Source organism: Rhodococcus sp. HM1, from assembly GCF_023218075.1.
Taxonomy (GTDB): domain Bacteria; phylum Actinomycetota; class Actinomycetes; order Mycobacteriales; family Mycobacteriaceae; genus Rhodococcus.
The window spans coordinates 24,588-43,448 of sequence record NZ_JALPTB010000015.1 but is presented as its reverse complement, the minus strand read 5'-3'; the positions used below and the strand labels follow the sequence as shown (position 1 = coordinate 43,448).

The 18,861-nt window shown below is 66.8% G+C and carries 17 protein-coding genes; 5 read left to right on the top strand and 12 right to left on the bottom strand.

Annotated elements, in window-relative coordinates; all coding sequences use genetic code 11:
* Positions 1 to 4 precede the first annotated feature (4 nt).
* Genes M1M07_RS10665 through M1M07_RS10645 form a run of 5 tightly spaced genes read right to left on the bottom strand, consistent with a single transcriptional unit; the run spans position 5 to position 3,688 of the window.
* Positions 5 to 424, bottom strand: a complete 420-nt coding sequence (locus M1M07_RS10665) for a MaoC/PaaZ C-terminal domain-containing protein (RefSeq protein WP_248674124.1) — start codon at positions 422 to 424, stop codon at positions 5 to 7.
* Entirely contained in the window at positions 424 to 891 is a 468-nt protein-coding gene (locus M1M07_RS10660; RefSeq protein WP_248674123.1) for a hypothetical protein, read from the bottom strand. The genes M1M07_RS10665 and M1M07_RS10660 overlap by 1 nt, the downstream gene beginning before the upstream one ends.
* 2 nt (positions 892 to 893) lie before the next feature.
* A complete protein-coding gene (locus tag M1M07_RS10655; RefSeq protein WP_248674122.1) occupies positions 894 to 1,367 on the bottom strand; it encodes a Zn-ribbon domain-containing OB-fold protein in 474 nt (157 codons plus the stop codon).
* A gap of 45 nt (positions 1,368 to 1,412) precedes the next feature.
* Positions 1,413 to 2,579 (bottom strand): thiolase family protein, encoded by a 1,167-nt coding sequence (locus tag M1M07_RS10650; RefSeq protein WP_229582175.1) that lies wholly within the window; start codon positions 2,577 to 2,579, stop codon positions 1,413 to 1,415.
* Complete coding sequence (locus tag M1M07_RS10645) at positions 2,576 to 3,688, bottom strand: hypothetical protein (protein ID WP_248674121.1); 1,113 nt, start codon at positions 3,686 to 3,688, stop codon at positions 2,576 to 2,578. Before M1M07_RS10645 ends, M1M07_RS10650 begins: the two co-directional genes overlap by 4 nt.
* Positions 3,689 to 4,137: 449 nt before the next feature.
* Here M1M07_RS10645 and M1M07_RS10640 point away from each other — a divergent pair, with 449 nt between their 5' ends.
* Positions 4,138 to 4,800: a TetR/AcrR family transcriptional regulator gene (locus M1M07_RS10640; RefSeq protein ID WP_248674120.1), complete on the top strand. Its 663-nt coding sequence runs from the start codon at positions 4,138 to 4,140 to the stop codon at positions 4,798 to 4,800.
* Between the two features lie 59 nt (positions 4,801 to 4,859).
* Here M1M07_RS10640 and M1M07_RS33005 read toward each other — a convergent pair whose 3' ends face one another.
* The 7 genes from M1M07_RS33005 to M1M07_RS10605 all read right to left on the bottom strand — a co-directional run bounded on the left by M1M07_RS33005 (position 4,860) and on the right by M1M07_RS10605 (position 13,389).
* A complete protein-coding gene (locus M1M07_RS33005; RefSeq protein WP_248674119.1) occupies positions 4,860 to 5,888 on the bottom strand; it encodes an AAA family ATPase in 1,029 nt (342 codons plus the stop codon).
* A gap of 352 nt (positions 5,889 to 6,240) precedes the next feature.
* Entirely contained in the window at positions 6,241 to 7,272 is a 1,032-nt protein-coding gene (locus tag M1M07_RS10630; protein ID WP_248674118.1) for a hypothetical protein, read from the bottom strand.
* A 4-nt stretch (positions 7,273 to 7,276) separates the two neighbouring features.
* Positions 7,277 to 8,461 carry a site-specific integrase gene (locus M1M07_RS10625; RefSeq protein ID WP_248674117.1) on the bottom strand — a complete coding sequence of 395 codons (1,185 nt, stop codon included), beginning with the start codon at positions 8,459 to 8,461 and terminating at the stop codon, positions 7,277 to 7,279.
* A gap of 77 nt (positions 8,462 to 8,538) precedes the next feature.
* Positions 8,539 to 9,519, bottom strand: coding sequence for a TniQ family protein (locus M1M07_RS10620; protein ID WP_248674116.1), 981 nt, complete (start codon positions 9,517 to 9,519; stop codon positions 8,539 to 8,541).
* Positions 9,516 to 10,544 (bottom strand): TniB family NTP-binding protein, encoded by a 1,029-nt coding sequence (locus tag M1M07_RS10615; protein WP_248674115.1) that lies wholly within the window; start codon positions 10,542 to 10,544, stop codon positions 9,516 to 9,518. The genes M1M07_RS10620 and M1M07_RS10615 overlap by 4 nt, the downstream gene beginning before the upstream one ends.
* Positions 10,541 to 12,652 (bottom strand): Mu transposase C-terminal domain-containing protein, encoded by a 2,112-nt coding sequence (locus tag M1M07_RS10610; RefSeq protein WP_248674114.1) that lies wholly within the window; start codon positions 12,650 to 12,652, stop codon positions 10,541 to 10,543. Before M1M07_RS10610 ends, M1M07_RS10615 begins: the two co-directional genes overlap by 4 nt.
* Positions 12,652 to 13,389: a TnsA-like heteromeric transposase endonuclease subunit gene (locus M1M07_RS10605; RefSeq protein WP_248674113.1), complete on the bottom strand. Its 738-nt coding sequence runs from the start codon at positions 13,387 to 13,389 to the stop codon at positions 12,652 to 12,654. Before M1M07_RS10605 ends, M1M07_RS10610 begins: the two co-directional genes overlap by 1 nt.
* 591 nt (positions 13,390 to 13,980) lie before the next feature.
* On the opposite strand from M1M07_RS10605, the gene M1M07_RS10600 reads away from it, so the two are divergent.
* The 4 genes from M1M07_RS10600 to M1M07_RS10585 all read left to right on the top strand — a co-directional run bounded on the left by M1M07_RS10600 (position 13,981) and on the right by M1M07_RS10585 (position 18,633).
* A complete protein-coding gene (locus tag M1M07_RS10600; RefSeq protein WP_248674112.1) occupies positions 13,981 to 14,610 on the top strand; it encodes a TnsA-like heteromeric transposase endonuclease subunit in 630 nt (209 codons plus the stop codon).
* Positions 14,611 to 14,681: 71 nt separating this feature from the next.
* A complete protein-coding gene (locus M1M07_RS10595) occupies positions 14,682 to 16,712 on the top strand; it encodes a Mu transposase C-terminal domain-containing protein (RefSeq protein ID WP_248674111.1) in 2,031 nt (676 codons plus the stop codon).
* Entirely contained in the window at positions 16,700 to 17,725 is a 1,026-nt protein-coding gene (locus M1M07_RS10590; RefSeq protein ID WP_248674110.1) for an ATP-binding protein, read from the top strand. The genes M1M07_RS10595 and M1M07_RS10590 overlap by 13 nt, the downstream gene beginning before the upstream one ends.
* Positions 17,722 to 18,633: a hypothetical protein gene (locus tag M1M07_RS10585; protein ID WP_248674109.1), complete on the top strand. Its 912-nt coding sequence runs from the start codon at positions 17,722 to 17,724 to the stop codon at positions 18,631 to 18,633. Before M1M07_RS10590 ends, M1M07_RS10585 begins: the two co-directional genes overlap by 4 nt.
* Positions 18,634 to 18,861: the final 228 nt, after the last annotated feature.

Sequence of the window (18,861 nt, the reverse complement as noted above, 5' to 3'; positions counted from 1 at the left end):
GGTCTCACTTTCGAGGATCGGGGAGACGGACGGTGACAGTTCCGGCCACCAGTTCGGCACCGTCTGTTCTGCGAAGCCACACATTCAACGTGGCGATGGGAGGCGTCGTGGCTTCGTCCACATCGGCCACCTCTCCGCCGGCGACGAGGTCGTCTCCGGCGAATGCGTTTCCGAGAAATCGCACTCGAGTGCCGACGATGCTGCTGCGAGAGCCCGTCCAAGCGGTTACTGCATTGAGGACGTAGCCGACATTGAGTCCTCCTTGGTTGATCACTTGCTCCCCCAAGCCGGCGGCCCGGACCGCGTCCGGATTCCAGTGAATGGGGTTGGGGTCGTCGGTGATCAGCGTGAAGACTTTCATCGGCTCCGCTTCGACTCGTACGCGGACCGGGGGAATCTCGGTTCCGACGCGGACAGTCGACATCACGTCCTCCTGACGAACACAAAGGAATTGGTTACCGTCGCCGCCACCGCTCCGGACGGTGGGCACAGCTCGAGCTCGAAGGTGACGACGTCGAAGACCCCCGCCCGTCTGCCCGTGCGGCGAACCACGTCGCGAATCTCGCCGCGCACCGTGTACACCATCGCCACTACGAGTGGCGTGATTTGGTTGATCTCGAGCTCGCCGAACATGATGGCGTCGTCGGGTCTCTTCCCGACCAGCTCACACAGCTCGGAGACACTGGTGCCCATCCCCCGCATACCGACGATGAGGGGCCACAAAGGATGTAGGTGGTCTCCGTCGACGTCCGGAGCCAGCATGGCTTCGTGGCCCAACCACGCTTCATGCTCGCGGACTGCGGTTACTCCGTCGGGAAAGCGCAGCCCGACAAGACGCTCACGAAGCTCGTGAAGGTCCGGAAGCAGCAAGACACCCTCGTCCGCGAGCATGATCAGCCCTCGACCGCGAAATGGGCGATGTCCGTGATCTCCGCATTACGTTCGTCGGCCCACACCGCACGTACCCGCGTCCCGGAGCGCAGCTGGGCGCGCGCCGCATCGGGATCGGTCAGATCGACTCCGCCGATGAAGTGCATGAGAAGGGAATCGGTGCCGTCGATCTCGATCGCTCCGACGGCGTACGGCGCGGTCGGGCCGCCTTCGAAGCCCTGGTAAACGATCGTCGACGCGCGCAGAGTTCCTACCGGCTCGACCTGCACCCACTCGGTGATCGGTTCGAAGGTCGCCTCGTCGTAGGTCTGCGGAGGCAGGTACGTGCGTGCGCCGTCCTTGGTGCGGGTGGCCCACAGTTCCTTGTTCTGCAGGCCCCGCATGAAGCGGGTCCAAGCCTGTCCGAGTCGAACCTTGTAGTCGATCTCCCAGTGGACGTCGTGGATCAGGGTGTCGGAGGTGGTGGTTTGAGTCATCGTGTCATCCTTTGGTGTGAAGTGAAGTTGCTTGCGTGCCTCACGTCAGGCAACTTGCTCCATAACGGTTACCGTGTGGAACTGGAAGAAGGTGCCGCCGGCGCTGTGTGCGAGGCCTCGCTTCGCGCCCTCGACCTGGCGGGTAACCGATTGGTCCATCAGCTGCAGGGCCACGTGGGCGACAGGGGCGATCTGACCCGCGAGCCCGGGGTTCGTGCAAACGATGCCGCCCGACAGGTTCACCGGCAGCGCTCCGCCGAATTGCGTGGCTCCATCCTTGACCAGCGTCGGCGCCGTCCCGTACTCGCAGAGCCCGAAAGCCTCCATCATCATGTACTCCATCGGCGCCAACGGATTGAACAGCTCGGCGACATCGAAATCGTCGAACGGGTTCAGGATCTGGGCCTCTCGGTACGCCCGGCGGGCCATGATTTCGACGACCTCGAACTTGGAGAAATCGCGACGCTTACCGCCGAGGTAGCCGTCGCTGATGGAACCGTGTGCGGAGATGCGCACCAGTGGATTCGGCGATTCTGCCCGCGCAAGGCTCTCTGCGGTCACGACCAGCGCAATCGCTCCCGAGGACACCGGGCACGTCATACCCAGGCGCAGGGGGGTGGAGATCATCCGATCTGCATGCTTGTCATCGAGAGTGCTGTTTACGTGCGCGTACGGATTGAAGTCGGCATCTGCGCGGTTCTTCTTCGCGATCAGCATCAGATCCTCGTCGCTGATCCCGTATGTCTCCTGGTACGCGGCTGGAAAGAACGCACCCATATGCGAGGCGCCCATCCCGAGCGGCTGCTCCATGATCATCGGAGAGTTCGTGTTGATCACAGCTTGCAGATCGACCGGGCCGTCGAACGTATTCGGCGCGACGCACAGCACCCGCTCGGCGAACCCCGCCTTGATCAAGGTGGCCGCCTGGTTGGGCAGGTGACCGCCCGACGTGCCGCCCGTCGAAATCGGGATGACGGTCGTCATGGGCGAGAGTCCGAGATGAGGGGCGATCGTCTTGGCCGACACACTCGATGCCTCGAACCCGGCGATGTCACCGATGATGACTGTGTCGATCTCTCCGCGGGAAACACCCGAATGTTCGATCGCTCGGTCGACGGCCAACCGGCACAGCTCGTACTTCGACATCGTCTGACGCCGCGGTGAGGTGGCCTTGGTGAGGCCGACGCCGCTGATTACTGCATGATCCTTCACGGTGCCTCCAATACGAGAACATTGCTCGTCGAGGTCACGAGCCCACACAAATCGTCCGCGGCGTGCACCACAGCGGCACCCTCTATGCCGGAGGCGAGATTGTCGGTCGCCTCGATTACGCGGAGCATTCCGTTCGCAATGCCCGGGTAATTGCTGCGCACTCCGCCTGAGGGGTTGACCCGGTCTCCGGGCAGTGACTCGAGGTCCAGAGCTTTGAGCAAGCTGGGGCTCAGTGCCGGGCTCAGGTCTGTCATTTCCACCGATCCCACCTGAGACGCCGGGTCGGTGATATCGGCTCTCGCATACGCCCGTTCTCGGGCGGTGCGGGCGGCCTCCGACGGATCGGACAGCCATCGCGGATCCGAGCTGTTACGGCTCGTCGCCGTACCCCAGCCGGTCAGACGCGCCAAGGGTTGCGGGCAGCGCCTGGCCGACACACCGAGTCCCAGAATCAGGGCTCCGACACCTGCTGATGAGGCCGGCAGCATCAGTTGGGTCAGCGGCGCCACCGCCATCGGGGATTGTGCAACATCGGCGGCGGAAACGGGGCCTCGGCGCGGTCGCGATCGTCGGGCGCCGCGGTTGATGTCGCCGGCGGTTCGCTCGGTCATTTCGGCCCAGTCGACAGCCCCGTCATCGAGTAGCGACGCGGCATGCAGACCCAGGGTGACGTTGGAGGTCATCCCCACCGGTCGATCGAGGTGAGAGTCGAAGGTGTAGCTGCTGACGTGCTCGCGAAGCTTGGCCACATCCTGTTCCGCGACGCTTCCGATCTCTGGAACGTGCACTGCCACGACGATGGCGAAGTCAACGCTGCCGGAAGCAAGGGTGGCCGAGGCCAGCATGATCGAGTTACTGACGTCCCCCTCCACCCGCACCTCGTCACCGAGGTAGGCCGCCGCGGCGGGAGCGGTCAACGCATTCGAGATCGACCGTGCGTCGTAGAGGTCCAGGGAACTGGTCACCGAGAAGCCGACCTGGTGCCTGCGGATGCCGGCGTTTCGAAGCGCCTCCGAACAGCTGGCGAAAACGGCTTCGTCGAGTTGGAGATCGGTGTCGTCCGAGACGTCCGACCAGGCTGCGCCTACTACATAGAGGTCATCGTTCATCGGTACCGGCCCTTCCTGCTGGGCTCTGCATTTTCGTCATCTTTGCCTCGCATTCTCGATCGATGTGCGTTCGACGAGCGGCCGTCTTCTCGATCGGCACGGTGGGTGTGGAAGCCGTAACTCGTGCTATCTCGGCCGGATCGCCGCCGGCCGATCGGCCGACTCGTGGGTACCTACCCGAATGGACGTGGTCGTAGCGGCACCGCACATCATTAGTGATTGAGCTTTCACTAGCGACTATAGGATCGGGGCGCACATTTGTAAACAAGCATTTTTTCCTGGGCGTTTACGTCGTGATCCCCCTTGAGGGGTGACGTTAGTGATCCGTGCATCTACAATTGCCGGCAAGACACCGACCCGGACGACCGCAGGGTGTGCCGCTGGCGGCACCGGCCGGCACAGCACCTGCCGCACCCAGCGGCAGGCAGATGAGAAGAGGAGCCACACCAGTGCCGAAAAATGCGGGCCCGCGCGTACGAGACCCCGAAAGACGAGAGCGCATCCTCGATGCTGCCGCCGAACTCATCGCACGCCACGGCTACCTCAGCGTCAGTTTGAGCGATATCGGCTCCGCTGCGGGAATCGTCGGCTCAGGGATCTATCGGCATTTCGACAACAAGGGCGCGATCCTGGTCGAAATGTTCGACCGCGTAGTCGACCATCTGGTGTCGAGCGCTGAACAGTCACTCGCCCTCTCACCCAACCCCGAGGTCACGCTAGGAATCCTGATCAACGACCAGGTGGAGCTGGTGCTGCGCCGTCGCGCACTCTGCCAGGTATACGTCCGCGAAGCACGAAATCTACCCGAAAGCGACCAGCTGAGGCTTCGCTGGCGACAACGACACTACGTCGCCTTGTGGGAGGACGCCCTGTGCTCCCTACGCCCGACAATCAGTCCAGAGCTGTCGCGAATACTCGTCCGATCCGCAATCGGTTCCATTCATTCCATACTGAGCTTCACCAGCACACTGAATGAACCAGAAGTCGCCGTCGCACTCCGCGATTGCGCGTGCCGAGTACTCGGGGTCACACCCCACGCCATCGACTTCGTATCGATGAGCGACACGGAGGACATGCCACAGACGGACGAGGTCGCCCAGAGCCGCAGATAGTTTGAGCGTATTGTATTGTCCAGGATCATTTTTCACAGTCGGAGGCGGGGCGCCGGGATTCACGACACCGCAAAACAGCGCGGTGAGGGCGGCGAGGGCGCGGTCGGACTGGTCCTGCTCCTGCCAGCGCTCCTCCCTCGATCCAGGCGGCCGCGATCTCCTCGCTCGGATTCGAAGGCGACCTGCCCGTTGCCCCGCAGCACGGGACGGAAGCCCTCGAAGAAGTCCTCGTAGCTGTATGCCGGGTGGAACTGCACGATCTTGACGTTGTCTTCGCCGGCGAGGTACCGCGCCAAGGCCTTCGCGATGTAGGTCTTTCCGGTGCCGGGCGGTCCGTAGAAGATCAACTGAGGCCGGTCGCGGAGCAGGTCCACACACCGGGCGAGCCACTCGAGATCCACATGCAGCGAATCCGCCAACTCTTGATCCGGGTCCCCGATCTGGAACTCTGCACCTGCCACGAGCAGATCGTCGTCTTCGTCGGCGTCGTCTTCCTCCGCACGAACCTGGGGGGACGTCACCGGCTTCCACATCGACTTCCACGTGTCGGTGTAGTAGTCGATCGGCTCGCCCTGCTCCGCCTCCGGTGCGCGGGTGATCTCGTCGAGGTCGACATCGACATCGTCGGAGACCGGGCGGGAGAGGTACGACGCGAAGGTGTCTCGAATCAAGCGTCGGTGCGTGGGGTTGACGATCGGTCGGAAGTACTTCGGAAAGGTGAGGTAGCGGAGAACAGCACGTTGCGCCGGTTCCTTGGGCGAGGGCGCCTCGGCCAAGGCGGCGCGGAAGGCCAGCGGATCCGCGGCGAGTTTGTCTCGCTCGGCGTCATTCAACGAGTTCACGTGCAGGCCGAAGTAGATGAGCAGCCGCAGTTGTGACCAGCGACGAACGCCGAAGGCTGTCCCGCCGTTGAAGGCACCCACCTGCACCGCTGTCACGACCTCGTAGGGAACGGTGACCGGCTGCTCCATCATGTCGAGCACCTGCCGAACATGGGATACCTTCGTTTTGCCCAGGTGGTTCGACAGCGGGAGGACGTTGGCCAGGAGCAGCTCGGCAAAAAGCTGGATCGCGCCGTCGCTGGCCACTCGGAACTGCTCCGACAGCTTCTCGAAAAGCCCCTGTCCGGGTTCGCATCCGAGCGATCGATGTAGAGCTCTTTCAGCTCCGCAAAGTGTCCACGCGACCAGATCGGCCGACCGGGGCTCAACACCGAATCGCCTCGCACGTACCCATCGACGATCAGCCGGCGGCCCACCGCTTCGAGTCGATCCATCCCAGCCCGGCCTTTGGTCTCGTACTCACTCATGAAAGACATCTATACCTCAGCGTGCACGCATGGCCGCGCGAATAGACCTGGCCTGGAAGATCACGTGGTCGAGCGGAACCCCGGAGGTACCTCACGCCGAAATGCTCTCTTGGGACCGAGACGGTTTCCAGTCAAGGTCCCAGGTTGTCCAGGAGGGACGTCAATTCGTCGAGGAGTTGGTCGGTCCGGTCCTCGATGTCGTCGAAGAGGTCGGTGAGGCCTTCCAGGTCGTTCTGAGCGTGGCGGCGGGCTGCGATTCCGCGTTCGTAGTAGTGAGGATCGAGGTCGATCTCCGACTCGATCCGCACAGTCGGCCCCTCGTCGCGGTCGCTCTGCTTACGCAGCGGCAGCGGCAGCGGCGTGCGGGCCGGTGCCCGTCCGGACAGATGGTCTCGCACGATCGCGGCGAGGGACTGCGCGGTCATCGGTTGCGGCATCAGAGGCAGGTGGCCCCAGCGGTCGATCGGGGACAGCAGGGGCTGCCGGGCCTGCCGGTCGGTGAGCACGCCCTGCTCGACCTCGATCGGGTCGGTCAGGTGCTGGGCGAGCAGGTCGGTGTTCGGGTACGCGTCGAGGAACGCCTGGACCTCCGCCCACCTGCGGTACACCACCACCGCCGGGCTCTCCGCGGCGGCGGACTCCGGGGGCAGGCAGAACCGTTCGCCGTCGGTCGTGGTGGCGACGAAGGTGCCGGCGTCGACGGTGAGATCGCCGCGGCGCAGCCGAGCGAGCCGGGCGAACGGCATCCCGGTCGCGGCCAGGGTCAACAGGAGGGCGTCGCGGCGGCCGAACACCCCGCTCGGCCAGCCGGTGGTGGGCAGCTGCGCGGCGCGCCGGTGCAGCAGCGCGGCGAGGCGGTCGAGGCGGGTGGCGCGGGCGGTGTCGAGCCGGCGGCGGACGGTTTCGCTGCGCCCCGGCGCCGGGTGGCCGTGGTGGGTGTGGACGGTGTTGATCGCCGACACGCAGCGGCGCTGGGTCGCGGGCGCGGCGGGGTGCTCGTGGAGGAACAGTGCGAGCGCCTCCGGACTCGCGGGGATGGGCCGGTGGTCGGTGGCGATACACCAGTCGGCGAACAGCGCCCAGTCGTGCCGATACCGTCCCGGGATCCGCAGGCCTGACGCCGTTTCCGGGGAGTCGCCGAGTCGCTCGGGGGAGGTACTCATCGTTCTACAAACCCAAATTCGTGACAGCGTTGCCCAGGAGCGGGGCGTGCTCGCGGGCGTAGGTCTCGAGCATGGCGGGGGTGGTGTGCCCGGTCTGGCGCATGATCGCGTGCGCGCTCGCGCCGTTGCGGAAGGCCTGGGTGACGAACCCGGCCCGCAGCGAATGCCCACCGAGCTGCTGCACGAGCTCGGGGTCGTAGCCGGCCTGTTCGGCGCGGCGGCGGATCGCGTGGTGCACCGCCGCCCCCGACAGCGCGGTGTCGGAGAGGTTGCCGTTGCGGCGGATCGCGCGCAGCAACGGCGCCCCGAACGTGGTGCGGGGGCGGGGGCTGCGGCACACGTGCGCCGCGAACGGCTCCGCAGTCCGCAGCAGCCGGATCACCGCGGGCCGGCCGCCGGCGTCGTGGGCGGCGACCACCTGCGCCCACCGCACGAACGCGCACGGCGGACAACTGGTGTGGCCGTGCGTGAACGGCAGGGCCCGGACGGTGCCGCGTCCCTCCTGATCGGTCTTGGATTTACGCAGGCGGATATGCAGCCCGTCGAGCCGGTGCAACGCCACATCTCCACAGTTCAGCGCCACGAGTTCGCTGCGCCGGAACGCCCCGGCGAAGCCCAACAGCAGAATCGCAGCATCACGGCGTTCGACCACTTCGTCCGCCCAGCCCTGGCAGTCGGCGCGAGCTTTGTCGACGATCGCCACGATGTCGGCGGTGAGCAGCGGCGCCCGCGGAGTACGGGGACGGTCGCCGGCGGTGGCGTAGCCGCGGCGGATCCCGGACATCGCTTGGCGGACCAGATCGTCCCCGGTGGGACTGGGGTGCCCGGCGGTGCGGTGGTGGTGGGCGATCGCGGCGAGGCGATGCGCCAGGGTCGCCGGGGCGTAGGCCCGCTCCCCCGCCTCGGTGACGGTGTCGGCGCACGCGATCAGGTAGGCGGCGACGGTGACCGGATGCGCCGGCACCGCGACATGGCCCTCATGGGCGCACCAGGTGGTGAAGGCCCGCCACGCCGAGGCGTAGGTGCGGCGGGTGCCGGCGGCCCGCGCCGACGCCACCGACTCCGCGATCCGCGCCGCCGCGGCGGGCGCGATCTCCGGCAGCGCGGGCCCCGCTGTCAGGTCCCGTCTGGTGTGGCGAGGCTGACCCTCGGTGAACTGCGGCTCGCCATGCGGGGTCCGTGCTGCCATGTGTCGTTGATTCCCATCTGAAGTGGCGGATTTCTGGTCGGGGTGGTCGATTCGTGCGCGTGGCGGTCCTGGGTGTGTCATCGGACCGGGGCGGGGTGTCGGGAGGTGAATCTGTAGGTGTTTCGGTGCTGGGCTTGGTGTTGGTCGACCCAGCGGCGTAGGGGGTCGTTGGCGGTGTGCAGGCCTGCGGTCCAGCCGCGGAATCCGAGACGGTGGGCGATGTGCAGGTAGAACGGTCGCTGTTCGTGGACCAGCTCCGCGAGCCCGATCCGGCGACGCCAGGTCGGATCGGTCAGGATCTCGGCGAGGATCACCGATTCGGGCAGAACGAGCAGTCGGGTCGGCAGCAGCTGGTGGGCGTGGTTGGCGGCCTTGACCGTGGCGTCACGCTCGTTCCATCGCCGGGTGAGCCGCCGTTGCAGGAGCGGATCGGGGTTGCACCGCCAGGCGAGCATGATGTCTTGGGCGGTATTGACGTGGCTGGAAATCCAGTCGGGGTCGTCGTCGCTGCGAAGCAGCTTGTCGCGGCGGTGGAGCGCTTTCGCGATCTCGGGTGCGGAGCTGAGGTTCACCGGCGGCTGGGCGGCGCACTCCCCGAGCCAGAGCTGATGCCGACGGCAGTAGCTGTCGGCCGCCGACGAGTAGACCCTGATCACGGGAGTGCCGGGAATCTGTGCGACGCAGCGAGGGCAGTGCGTCCGCGTAGTTGCGCGGACACCGGCGAAATGCAGGCTGGGTGTGGCGAGGGCGGTGGTGCCGTGCCGCAGGCCCGGCATCGGCAGGCTGCGTGCCAGCCGCTCGAGCGGGATGCCGGCGAATATCGCGAGCCGTTCTCGGGCGGCGAGGTTGAGCTGGGCGTCCCAGTTCTTGAGGACCATGAATTGGTCAGGGCTGGTGTTGTCCGGGTGCCCGATCGACCGGAGCAATGTTGTCGGCCTGACCAGTTCGTTCGCGGCAGCGAGCCGGAACACGAATGACAGGGTCGTCTCGCCGCGGACGGGACGAACCCGGAACGGCAGCGGGACGGCGGGCTTGTGCCAGAGCGCGAGAACGGTCATGACAGCGGCTTGCGACGCGGGTCGTACTGATTGCCCGCAGCGATGTCGAGGATGACCGCTTCGAGGTGGGCTTTGGTGATCTTCTCGGTGCCGTCGCTGATGGCGTCGTTGGCGGCCTCGTAGATCAGCTGATCGAGGCTGCCGATCATGCCGCCGGTGCGGGCGTGCAGGTAGGGTGCCCAGGCGATCAGGGTTCCGGGTGTGTGGTGGTGCAGCCGCAGTGACTGCTCCATCGTGGCGACCAGTTTCTTCCAGTCGTTCTTGGCGGCGACGGTGTGGTAGGAGAACGGCCCGGTGGTGACCGGGATGAACCGGCCGGCGATCTGCCGGCCCCGGACCCCGGAGAACAGGTTGGTTTCTTCCAGGTCCAGACCGGAGTAGACGAACGTGGCGGAGATCGAGTCGAAGAAGTATTTCAGCTGGTCGGATGCATCTTTTCCCTTCTTTGTCGACAGATCTAACCGGTGGATCTCATCGACCAGAACCAGCCGGGTGCCGGCCCGGCGCATCACCGCGGCGACCGCGTGCGCGAGGGCTTGTGGGGAGTCGTGGCGGCCGACGGGCAGTCCCAGGAACACCGCCATCTCCCCGGCCAGGGCCTTCGGGTCGGCGTCGGGTGGGATCACGATGTAGACCACCGGGATGCGGTCGGGGATCCCGGGATTGCGGCGTTCGAAGTCGAGCTGGAACCGCCGGCCCAAATGCGTGATCGACGTCGATTTTCCGGTGCCGCTGCCGCCGGAGACCAGCAATCCCCGCCGGCCGAGCTGCTTGCCGCGGTTGTTGACGATCAGCTTCTGCCCGGTGTGCAGAACCTTGCGGATGTCGGGAGTGGCGACCAGCAGCAACGACGAGTGATAGTCCTGCCGGGCCTCGTCGTAGAGTTCCCGCTCGAGCTCGTCCATCCGCTCACGATCGCTGCCGGAGAGCATCTGCGGTGGTTGAGGATGGGCCGTGCCGACGAACGACGACCAGCCCTCCTTGGTGGCCAGCGGGTGCCGGGCATCGAGATGTATGGAGCTCACCAGCGGCCTTCCTGCTCGTCGAAGGCATCGAGCAGCCCGAACGGCACCACGGTCTCGGCGTCGGCCTCGATCGTCGGATCCGATTCCGCCTGGGCCGGCGGTGCGGGCGGCAAGGCCGGGGGCCTGGCCGGTTCGGGCAGGGCGGTGGGCCATCGGCCCACCTCGGTGACCTCCACGGGCAGGTGGTTGGGCATCTCGCGGGTGCACACATGGCGAGCCAGCGGACGGCGGGTGGTGTCGGGTCCGGCTTCGGCGCGGCGCAGCAGCGCGGCCAGGATCAGCGCGACCGCCATCTCGTTGGCGTCGTCGACGCCGCGCTGCGCTGCCAGTTTCCGTGCTGCGCGCCAGGTGAAATCGGCGAACGGCTGCCGCACGATGTTCCGGTGCGTCCACGGGACAGTGATCCAGCCGCTGCCGCGGTGGTTTCGGACCCAGACCCGCGAGACGTCGTAGGGGTCGTAATGGACTTCCCAGCGGCCGCCCTTGGTGACGATGCCCGAGGATTCACCGGCGAAACCCCGCAGCTCGCTGCTGTTGTAGGTGCGGTAGTCGATCTGAACACCGGTATCGCCGATGGCGCGCCATTGCGCCGGCAACAACTCGATATAGTCCTCGCCGGTCAAGGTGACCGGGACATACCCGGCCGCGGCGATCAGCGCCGCGTAGACATCGTTCGGTGACGCGTTCTCGGTGGGGGTGAAGGGGTGCCGCAGTCCCTCGTGGGGGCGGGTCTGCCAACCGGCCAGCACCCATTCGTCGAACAACTCCTGCAGATCCGCCAGCGACCAGGTGGCGCGCTCGTCGACGTCGGTGCCGCGTCGGGTGACGTCGCGGCCGGTGTAGCCGGAAACATGCTGGCAGAACAGGGTATTGATCGAGGCGAAGGTGCGTTCGACGATGGCCTTGTCGGTCGGGGTCAGCACGTGCGCGGGCTGCACCGAGATGCCCAAGGTGTCCGCGGCGCGGGCGAACACCTCCGACATGAACACCTTGCCGTGGTCGATCACGACGGTGTCCGGGACGATCACCGGTTTGGCGGCCGCCATCGCCATCCGCGCGTCCAGCGCCACCAGCCGCTGATACGGAATCCGCGACGCCGCCAGCGCCAGCGCCTGGTCCCAGCCCGGCCGCATCGGCTCGGGAACGGTCATCCGAGCCAGCATCAGCGCAGCATCGACGGCCTTCGCGCCGACCGGCCGTAGCACTCCCGCGCAGATGCTGCGGGTGGAGATATCGACGGCCAGCACGAGCTCGGCACGACCGATCACCCCGTTGTCCATCACCGCCATCACATCGATCGGGGTGGTGTCCAGATGCACCAGCTCCCCCGGCCGCGCCGCGGTGGCCGGGGTGTAGACCTTGTCGGGCTTGTGCGCCACCGACCGGCGGGTGAGCGCCGAACCGAACGTGTGCCGGCCCTTGGCCAGCACCTCCAGCAGCCGGTAGAACGTCGTCCTCGACGGAATCGGCACCACCCCGGGCCCGTACTCGTCGTCGAGCATCCGCTGCACCCTCGCGATGACCCGCGACTTCGTGCCCGTCGACGTGCCGGTCTGGGCGTCGATCACGGCCGTCGCCGCAGCAATCACCCGCGGGTCGACCTGCCCGGTCGGCTCGGCCGTCCTGGTGTAGCGGGTGTCGACCAGCCCCCACAACCCCTGCTCACGGTAGCGCCGCCGCATCCGCTCGACCGTGCGGGCGCTGGTCTTGCGCCCGGCCGCGGTCAGCTCCTCGGCCTTTCGCGTCTGCCGCGACTTCAGCGAGAACACCGTCGGGTCGTAACCCCGCCGTGGCTCCGAATCCTCCGGAGCGTCCGGAAGCCGGCCCGTCTCGACCTCGATCACGTGACGTTCCCAGTCCCTGGCCGTCTCCAGCACCTTCTCCGGCAGCGATGCGAGCAAGTTGATCGGTTCGATCTTCGGTGCCGGAGCCGCACCGACCAGTTCGAAGTCCTCCGCTGCCAGCAGGAACGACAACGCCACCACGCTCGATTCGCCCGCCTCGGACAACAAGCGGATCTTGGTACCCGAGATCGCGACGACCGCGTGCGCCATGCCCTCGAACACGACCTGGTCGCCGACCGACACCACCGGACGTTGCGACCTCATCACCACGCCTGCTCGGACACCGTCACCGACCAGGCACTCGCCGGATCCGCCACGTGCGGCGACACCCGCACCACCGTCCGATGTGACAACACCAGCGCCAGATCCGCGAGCAGCCAACGCCGCCACATCAAGTGATAGAGCACCGGCAAGGTGCCCAGCGGATCCCCGGCCGCCTCCGCACCGTCGAGCAGCGGCCGCGGGCACGCGAACACCTGCAGCAGGTCCCGCGCCGTCGGCTCGTCGAAACAGCGGGGATGCCGGTAGCCGCCCAACCAACGGTGGTTCGCCGCCAACACCGGGTCCAGCCGGTCCCACACCGCATACTCCCAGCCGACATCGCCGCAGGCCCGTGCCGTCGCCGCGAACGCTTCCCGATCCCGGTCCTTGATCCGCTCGGACGGCCGGGAATCCAGCACCAGGGTGCGCCCGTTGTCGAGCCGGACCAGGAAATCCGGGGTGTGCCGCCGCTTCCGGCGCGTGCCGGCGTCCCACAGCAGCGTGAACGGCTGCGACACCACATCCGACACGGCCGGGTCGAAATCCAACGCCACCAGATGATCCCGCTCCACCCACGACTCGAACCCGATCCGCCGGCCCAGCGTCGCCGACCAGTACCAGCCGGGGAAGTTCTTCTGGCCCCGGTACGACGAGAACGACCGCACCGGACCCCCGATCTCCGCGGCGACCTGCGGAAACGACTGCCACGGCAGCCTCCGCCGGTCACCGGACAACGTCACGAACTCCACCTCGACCCAGGAATCACCCCAGGCACTCGCATCGTCTCGGAGCTCAGAAGCAGTCAGCACCGGAACATCTTCGCCACTTCAGGTGGGAACCCGCCACCGACCCGCCACTTCTCATGGGAATCCGCCACCTCGATCGGGAACCGACACCCGCCGGGGTCGCGGGTACCGCGAGCGGGTTCGGTCTCCATATCCACGGGTGGGCACGGTACCGGACGGCGCCGACACCGTCCCGGCGACCGAAAGTGTGCTCACCTCGGGGTTCGCGAAGATAACTGCGTAAATGGGAATTTTCATGTCCGACCCCGCACAAACCGGGAGTGACATACCCCCAGCTCGCGAAAAGCGTCCGATTCGCCGTTTTTGTAGTGTCCTTTGCCAGTTGAGCTGAGGCATTGCCAGTGTGTCTGAGGCAAGTGCCGGGTTTTTGCCACTAAGTTGAGGCAGACCGTTTCCTACCTGCGTGTTCTGGAGGCTGTTGCCTTGGCTGGTGTCGCTGCCGTAGGGGCCGGGGAGGACTATCGAGTCGAGTTCGTGGGCCCGGGCGGACAGCGGTGTGAGGTTCCGTTGTTGACGTGTGCGACGGTGCGGTTCGAAGATGCGCCGCCGGTGCGCGGATTCCCGTCGTATCGGGGGCAGCGGAGCTTTCCCGGCCTGTGGTGGTCGGCGACGACGGGTTCGCATGTCGGGTTCGAGTCCTGGATGGAGCGGGACTGGCTGATCGCCTTCGACTCGTGCCCTGAGGTGACGGGGATCGGTTCGCAGCCGTTTCGGTTGTCGTGGCGAGCGAAGAGAATCAAGCGGCACACTCCCGATTACTTCCTGCGGCTGCGTGACGGCGGAGCGGTCGTGGTGGACGTGCGCGCCGATACTCGGATCGACGCCGAGGATCAGATGGTGTTCGACACGACGGCGGCGGTGTGCGAGTTGCTCGGTTGGCAGTACCGCCGACTCGGTGAGATGAACCGGGTGCGGGCGGCGAATCTACGGTGGCTGTCGGGTTATCGGCACCTCCGCTGCCGACGGGCGGGGCTGGCCACGAGGCTGGCCGAGATCTTCGCCGTGCCGCGGCCGCTCTGGCTCGGCGCCGAGGATGCAGGCGATCCGATCGAGGTGTTGCCGACCCTGTTTCACCTGCTCTGGCACCAGAAGCTGGTGACCTTGCCCGACACGGAGTTGCTCGGGCCCACCTCGCTGATCGGGCCCGGCCGTTGACCGCCCGAGCCGACGTGCTTGCGCCGGGTTGTCTTTTCCGGGTCGGTGGACGCGACCACGAGGTGGTCGAGGTGATCGGGTTCGATGTCCGCATCCGGGACGTGGCCGGAGTGGTGTCCACGGTCCCGACCGGGCAGATCCTGGCCGATGCGAGTTTCGAGCTGCTGACCTCGCGCCATGCGCCGCTGCCGCCCTCCGGTCGGTTGGCCGACCTGCCGGCCGAGGTCGCCGAGCAGGTCCGGTGGTGGGAACGTCACGTCCTCGAGCTGATTACGGGCCGGCCACCGGACGCTGCGCCCACGGCCGCGGGCACCAAGGATTATGACCCGGCGACCACGACGATGCGGCAGCGAGAACAGGCGAAGGTCCGGGAGTTGGCCGCTGCGGGGACCGAGGTCAGCCTGGCGACCGTGCAGCGGATGCGTCTGGCCTACGAACGTGACGGACTCTGGGGCCTGGTCGACCGACGTTTCGCGCGACGGATGTCTCCGACGGGCCGGATCGATCCGCGCATCGTCGAGGCCACCCGCACAGCGATTGCCGGGGAAACGGACCGGTCCACCGGCACCGTGGCGCGGTTGCATCGCCGCGTCGGTCAGCTCTTGACCGAACTGCATGGTCCCGACGCGCCCGCGCTGCCGGCGCAGCGCACCTTCTACCGTCTCGTGGCCCGCCTGTCGGCGGGTCAGCACACCTTCGGCTCGGCACGCACCCGCCGCTCCCTGGCCAAACAACCCGACGGGCCGTTCGGCCTGGTCACCACTTCCCGACCCGGGGAGATCGTGCAGATCGACTCCACCCCACTGGATGTGCGTGTCGTCCTCGACGACGGCACGGTGGACCGGGTCGAGCTGACCGGGATGATCGATCTGGCCACGCGCACGGTCCCGGCCGCGGTGCTGCGACCGACGACGAAGGCGGTGGATGCGGCACTGCTGCTGGGCCGAGCATTGACACCGGAACCGATGCGGCCGGGGTGGAGCGATGCGCTGCGCATGTCCCGGTCGGTGCTGCCGCACCGAACCCTCACCCAGGTCGATCAGCGCCTGGCCGACGCGGCGGCCCGGCCGGTGATCGCTCCGGAGACGATCGTCGTCGACCACGGCAAGGCGTTCTTGTCGCAGACCTTCCGGACGGCCTGCCGAACCCTGGGCATCAGCCTGCAGCCGGCGCATCCGGACACCCCGACCGACAAACCCGTCGTCGAACGCACCCTGCAGACGGTGAGCACCTTGTTCGCCCAGTACGTCGCCGGCTATGTCGGCTCCTCGGTCGAGCGACGCGGCAAGAACGCCGAACGATCCGCGGTCTGGTCGATGGCCGAACTGCAAGCGCTACTCGACGAATGGCTGGTCGCGGTCTGGCAGCACCGCCCCCACGACGGGCTGCGCGATCCCATCACCCCGGGCACCGCCCTGACCCCGAACGAAAAGTACGCCGCCCTTGTGCAGGTCGCCGGCTATGTGCCGGTGCCCCTCTCGGCCGACGACTACATCGAACTGCTCCCGATGACCTGGCGCACGATCAACACCTACGGCATCCGAATCAATCGCCGCACCTACGATGCCCGGGCCCTGAACCCCTATCGGCGCCAGCATTCCGGGATCACGGCCCACTCCGGCCGCTGGGAGATCCATCACGACCCGTACGACATCTCCCGCATCTGGGTGCGCAACCACCACAAGGGCGGATGGATCACCGCGACGTGGACACACCTGCGCACCGCTCCAGCGCCTTTCGGCGATCTGGCCTGGCAACACGCTCGAACGATCCTCGACCGACGAGGGCAGGACAAAGCCACCGAAGCCGAGATCGCCCAGGTCGCCGCCGAGCTGCTCGACCGCGCCGAGCAGGGACCGACCGGAGCGGTCGCGGCCTCGACGGAGCGGCGCTCACCGCGTGATCGCAAGGTCACCGGACGCACCCGAGCAACGACCGAGCCGTCCTGGCCGAAACCCGATCCCGAACCGGAAGCCGTCGACACTTCACCTGCCGAGACAGCACAAGGCGAGGCCGCCACCGGCCCCGACGAACCGTGCGCGACGGTCATCGCCCTGCCCACGTTCGATGCGCGGAAGGAAGCCGAATTGTGGCCATTTTGACCCCGGTCAGCCAACTGGAAAACCGCCGCCAACCGACCACCACACTCGAAGGATGGCGACGGTTCATCGAGGCCGAACCGTCGCAGTTCGAGTTGCTCCCCGAGCAGGACTGGAAGAGCCTCGACGACCGTGAACGGGTCGCCTACGACGAGGCGAGGATCGCCCACCACGCCGAACTGGTCGTGGTGACCACCTCCACGATCACCGAGATCACCAACGAGGGACGACTGCTGACGCTGCTCAACCAGCGGGAGATCGGGGCCCGACGGGGACTGATCGTCTCCGGCCCCGCTGCCACCGGCAAGACCACCGCGATCAAACAGTTGGGCCGGTTCCACGAGTTGCGGACCCAGATGCGGTTCCCCGGCACGAACCGCATCCCCGTCGTCTACGTGACCGCACCCCCGAAGGGGTCACCACGCAAGCTCGCCATGGAGTTCGCCCGCTTCCTCGGGCTGCCACCCATGCGCGCCCGGCAGAACGTCACCGACATCGCCGACGCGGTGTGCCAGGTCCTCATCGACGCCCGCACCGACGTCGTCGTGGTCGACGAAATCCACAACATGAACCTGGCCACCAGCGCCGGCGAGGACCTGTCCGACCACCTCAAGTACTTCACCGAGCACCTCCCGGCCACCTTCGTCTACGCGGGTATCGACGTCGAACGCTCCGGGTTGTTCACCGGTGTGCGCGGTCAGCAGATCGCCGGCCGTTCCCTGCTGATCAACACCACACCGTTTCCCTGCACCACCGAGTGGAAACAGCTCGTCGGCGGCTTGGAAGCGACGCTGCGGCTGCACCGTCATCAGCAGGGAACCCTGGTCGCCGCCGCGAAATACCTGCACCAACGCACCGGCGGCATGATCGGCAGCCTCGGCCACCTCATCCGCGCCAGCGCCATTCGCGCTGTGCTCGACGGCACCGAACAGATCACCCGGGCCCTGATGGACACCGTCCGCGTCGACCACGCCGTCGAATCGGCCACCCGCCGAGCCAGCAGCACACACCGATGACCGAGCGCTGGTTCGACCTCGTTCCTCGACAACAACTTCCTCGCACCACCGCGCTATTTCGCGGCGAAGCGCTCCACTCGTTTCTGGGCCGGCTGGCAGCGGTCAACCACATCACCGTCACCGATCTGCAGCCCCTCCTCGGGTCGACGACGGGAAAACGCCCCGACCCGCGGTGGCTGTCGATCGTCACCGGCTGGCCGGTGGCCGCCCTGGTCGACAGATTGCGCGGATTGACCGAACCCGAACCGCGACATCGCTATCCCAGCGCCCTCTGTCGACTCTGCGCGGCCCGCCGCAACGTGTTCGACACGGTCATCGTCTACCCCGACAGGCACGTCAACGTCTGCCCTCGCCACAGACTCTGGATCGGAGGCAGCCACAGCACGCCGCAGTACGACATCACCCCGATTCCCGAGCTGCTCACCGCGCAACGCACGCATCGGCGCCTGGCCCGTCGGCACGGCACGCTCGCCGCGGAAGCGGCCTACCGTGACGCCACCAGCATCATCCGCCGCTGGACGGACAGCGGAGAGCACACCAGCCACCGTGATCGCCGCCTGCGGATCTGCTTCCCCGACCGACCCGGCTGGCCCGAAACCGAGATGGCCGACTACCCCGAAGTAGTTGCCCTGACTGCGCTGCTGATCTCCGACACCTGGACCAGCAAGGCGGTCTCGCTCGCACCCCGCACGACCACACTGCGCCAGTTCTACACCGAGGTCGGCCGTCGCCTCGATCTCGACATCCGGTTCGACAACATCGACGACCCGTTGGTCAGCTGGGTCAACCAACAGCAGCACGCCCTCGAACTCCAGCGCTACCGATCCGACCCCACCGGCACCCGCAGACGTCCACTTGCCTCAAGAATCTGGCAAGAACACCAGCAAGCGGTCTTGCCACATTCCTGAGGCACCGCAGGTGAGCGACCTTCTCGTGCCTCAGATCAAATGGCAAAGGACATGTAGGTTCTCACCGCCGGTGTCAGTTTCTCGATTTCGTGTCAGTGGCGGACCCGGGGAAAGTGCCCCGGACCAGCGAGGTCGAGGTCAGGTACGTGCAGGACACCGGTGTTCCTGTCGCGACGACGATCGCTGCGGCGGATCCGCGTCGGATGATCCGGGGGCTGCCGGTGCGGC

Excerpts from the sequence above, each read along its gene's own strand:
- M1M07_RS10665 (WP_248674124.1), bottom strand. The coding sequence starts at position 424 with ATGTCGACTGTCCGCGTCGGAACCGAGATTCCCCCGGTCCGCGTACGA.
- M1M07_RS10660 (WP_248674123.1), bottom strand. The coding sequence starts at position 891 with ATGCTCGCGGACGAGGGTGTCTTGCTGCTTCCGGACCTTCACGAGCTT.
- M1M07_RS10655 (WP_248674122.1), bottom strand. The coding sequence starts at position 1,367 with ATGACTCAAACCACCACCTCCGACACCCTGATCCACGACGTCCACTGG.
- M1M07_RS10645 (WP_248674121.1), bottom strand. The coding sequence starts at position 3,688 with ATGAACGATGACCTCTATGTAGTAGGCGCAGCCTGGTCGGACGTCTCG.
- M1M07_RS10630 (WP_248674118.1), bottom strand. The coding sequence starts at position 7,272 with ATGAGTACCTCCCCCGAGCGACTCGGCGACTCCCCGGAAACGGCGTCA.
- M1M07_RS10625 (WP_248674117.1), bottom strand. The coding sequence starts at position 8,461 with ATGGCAGCACGGACCCCGCATGGCGAGCCGCAGTTCACCGAGGGTCAG.
- M1M07_RS10620 (WP_248674116.1), bottom strand. The coding sequence starts at position 9,519 with ATGACCGTTCTCGCGCTCTGGCACAAGCCCGCCGTCCCGCTGCCGTTC.
- M1M07_RS10610 (WP_248674114.1), bottom strand. The coding sequence starts at position 12,652 with ATGAGGTCGCAACGTCCGGTGGTGTCGGTCGGCGACCAGGTCGTGTTC.
- M1M07_RS10585 (WP_248674109.1), top strand. The coding sequence starts at position 17,722 with ATGACCGAGCGCTGGTTCGACCTCGTTCCTCGACAACAACTTCCTCGC.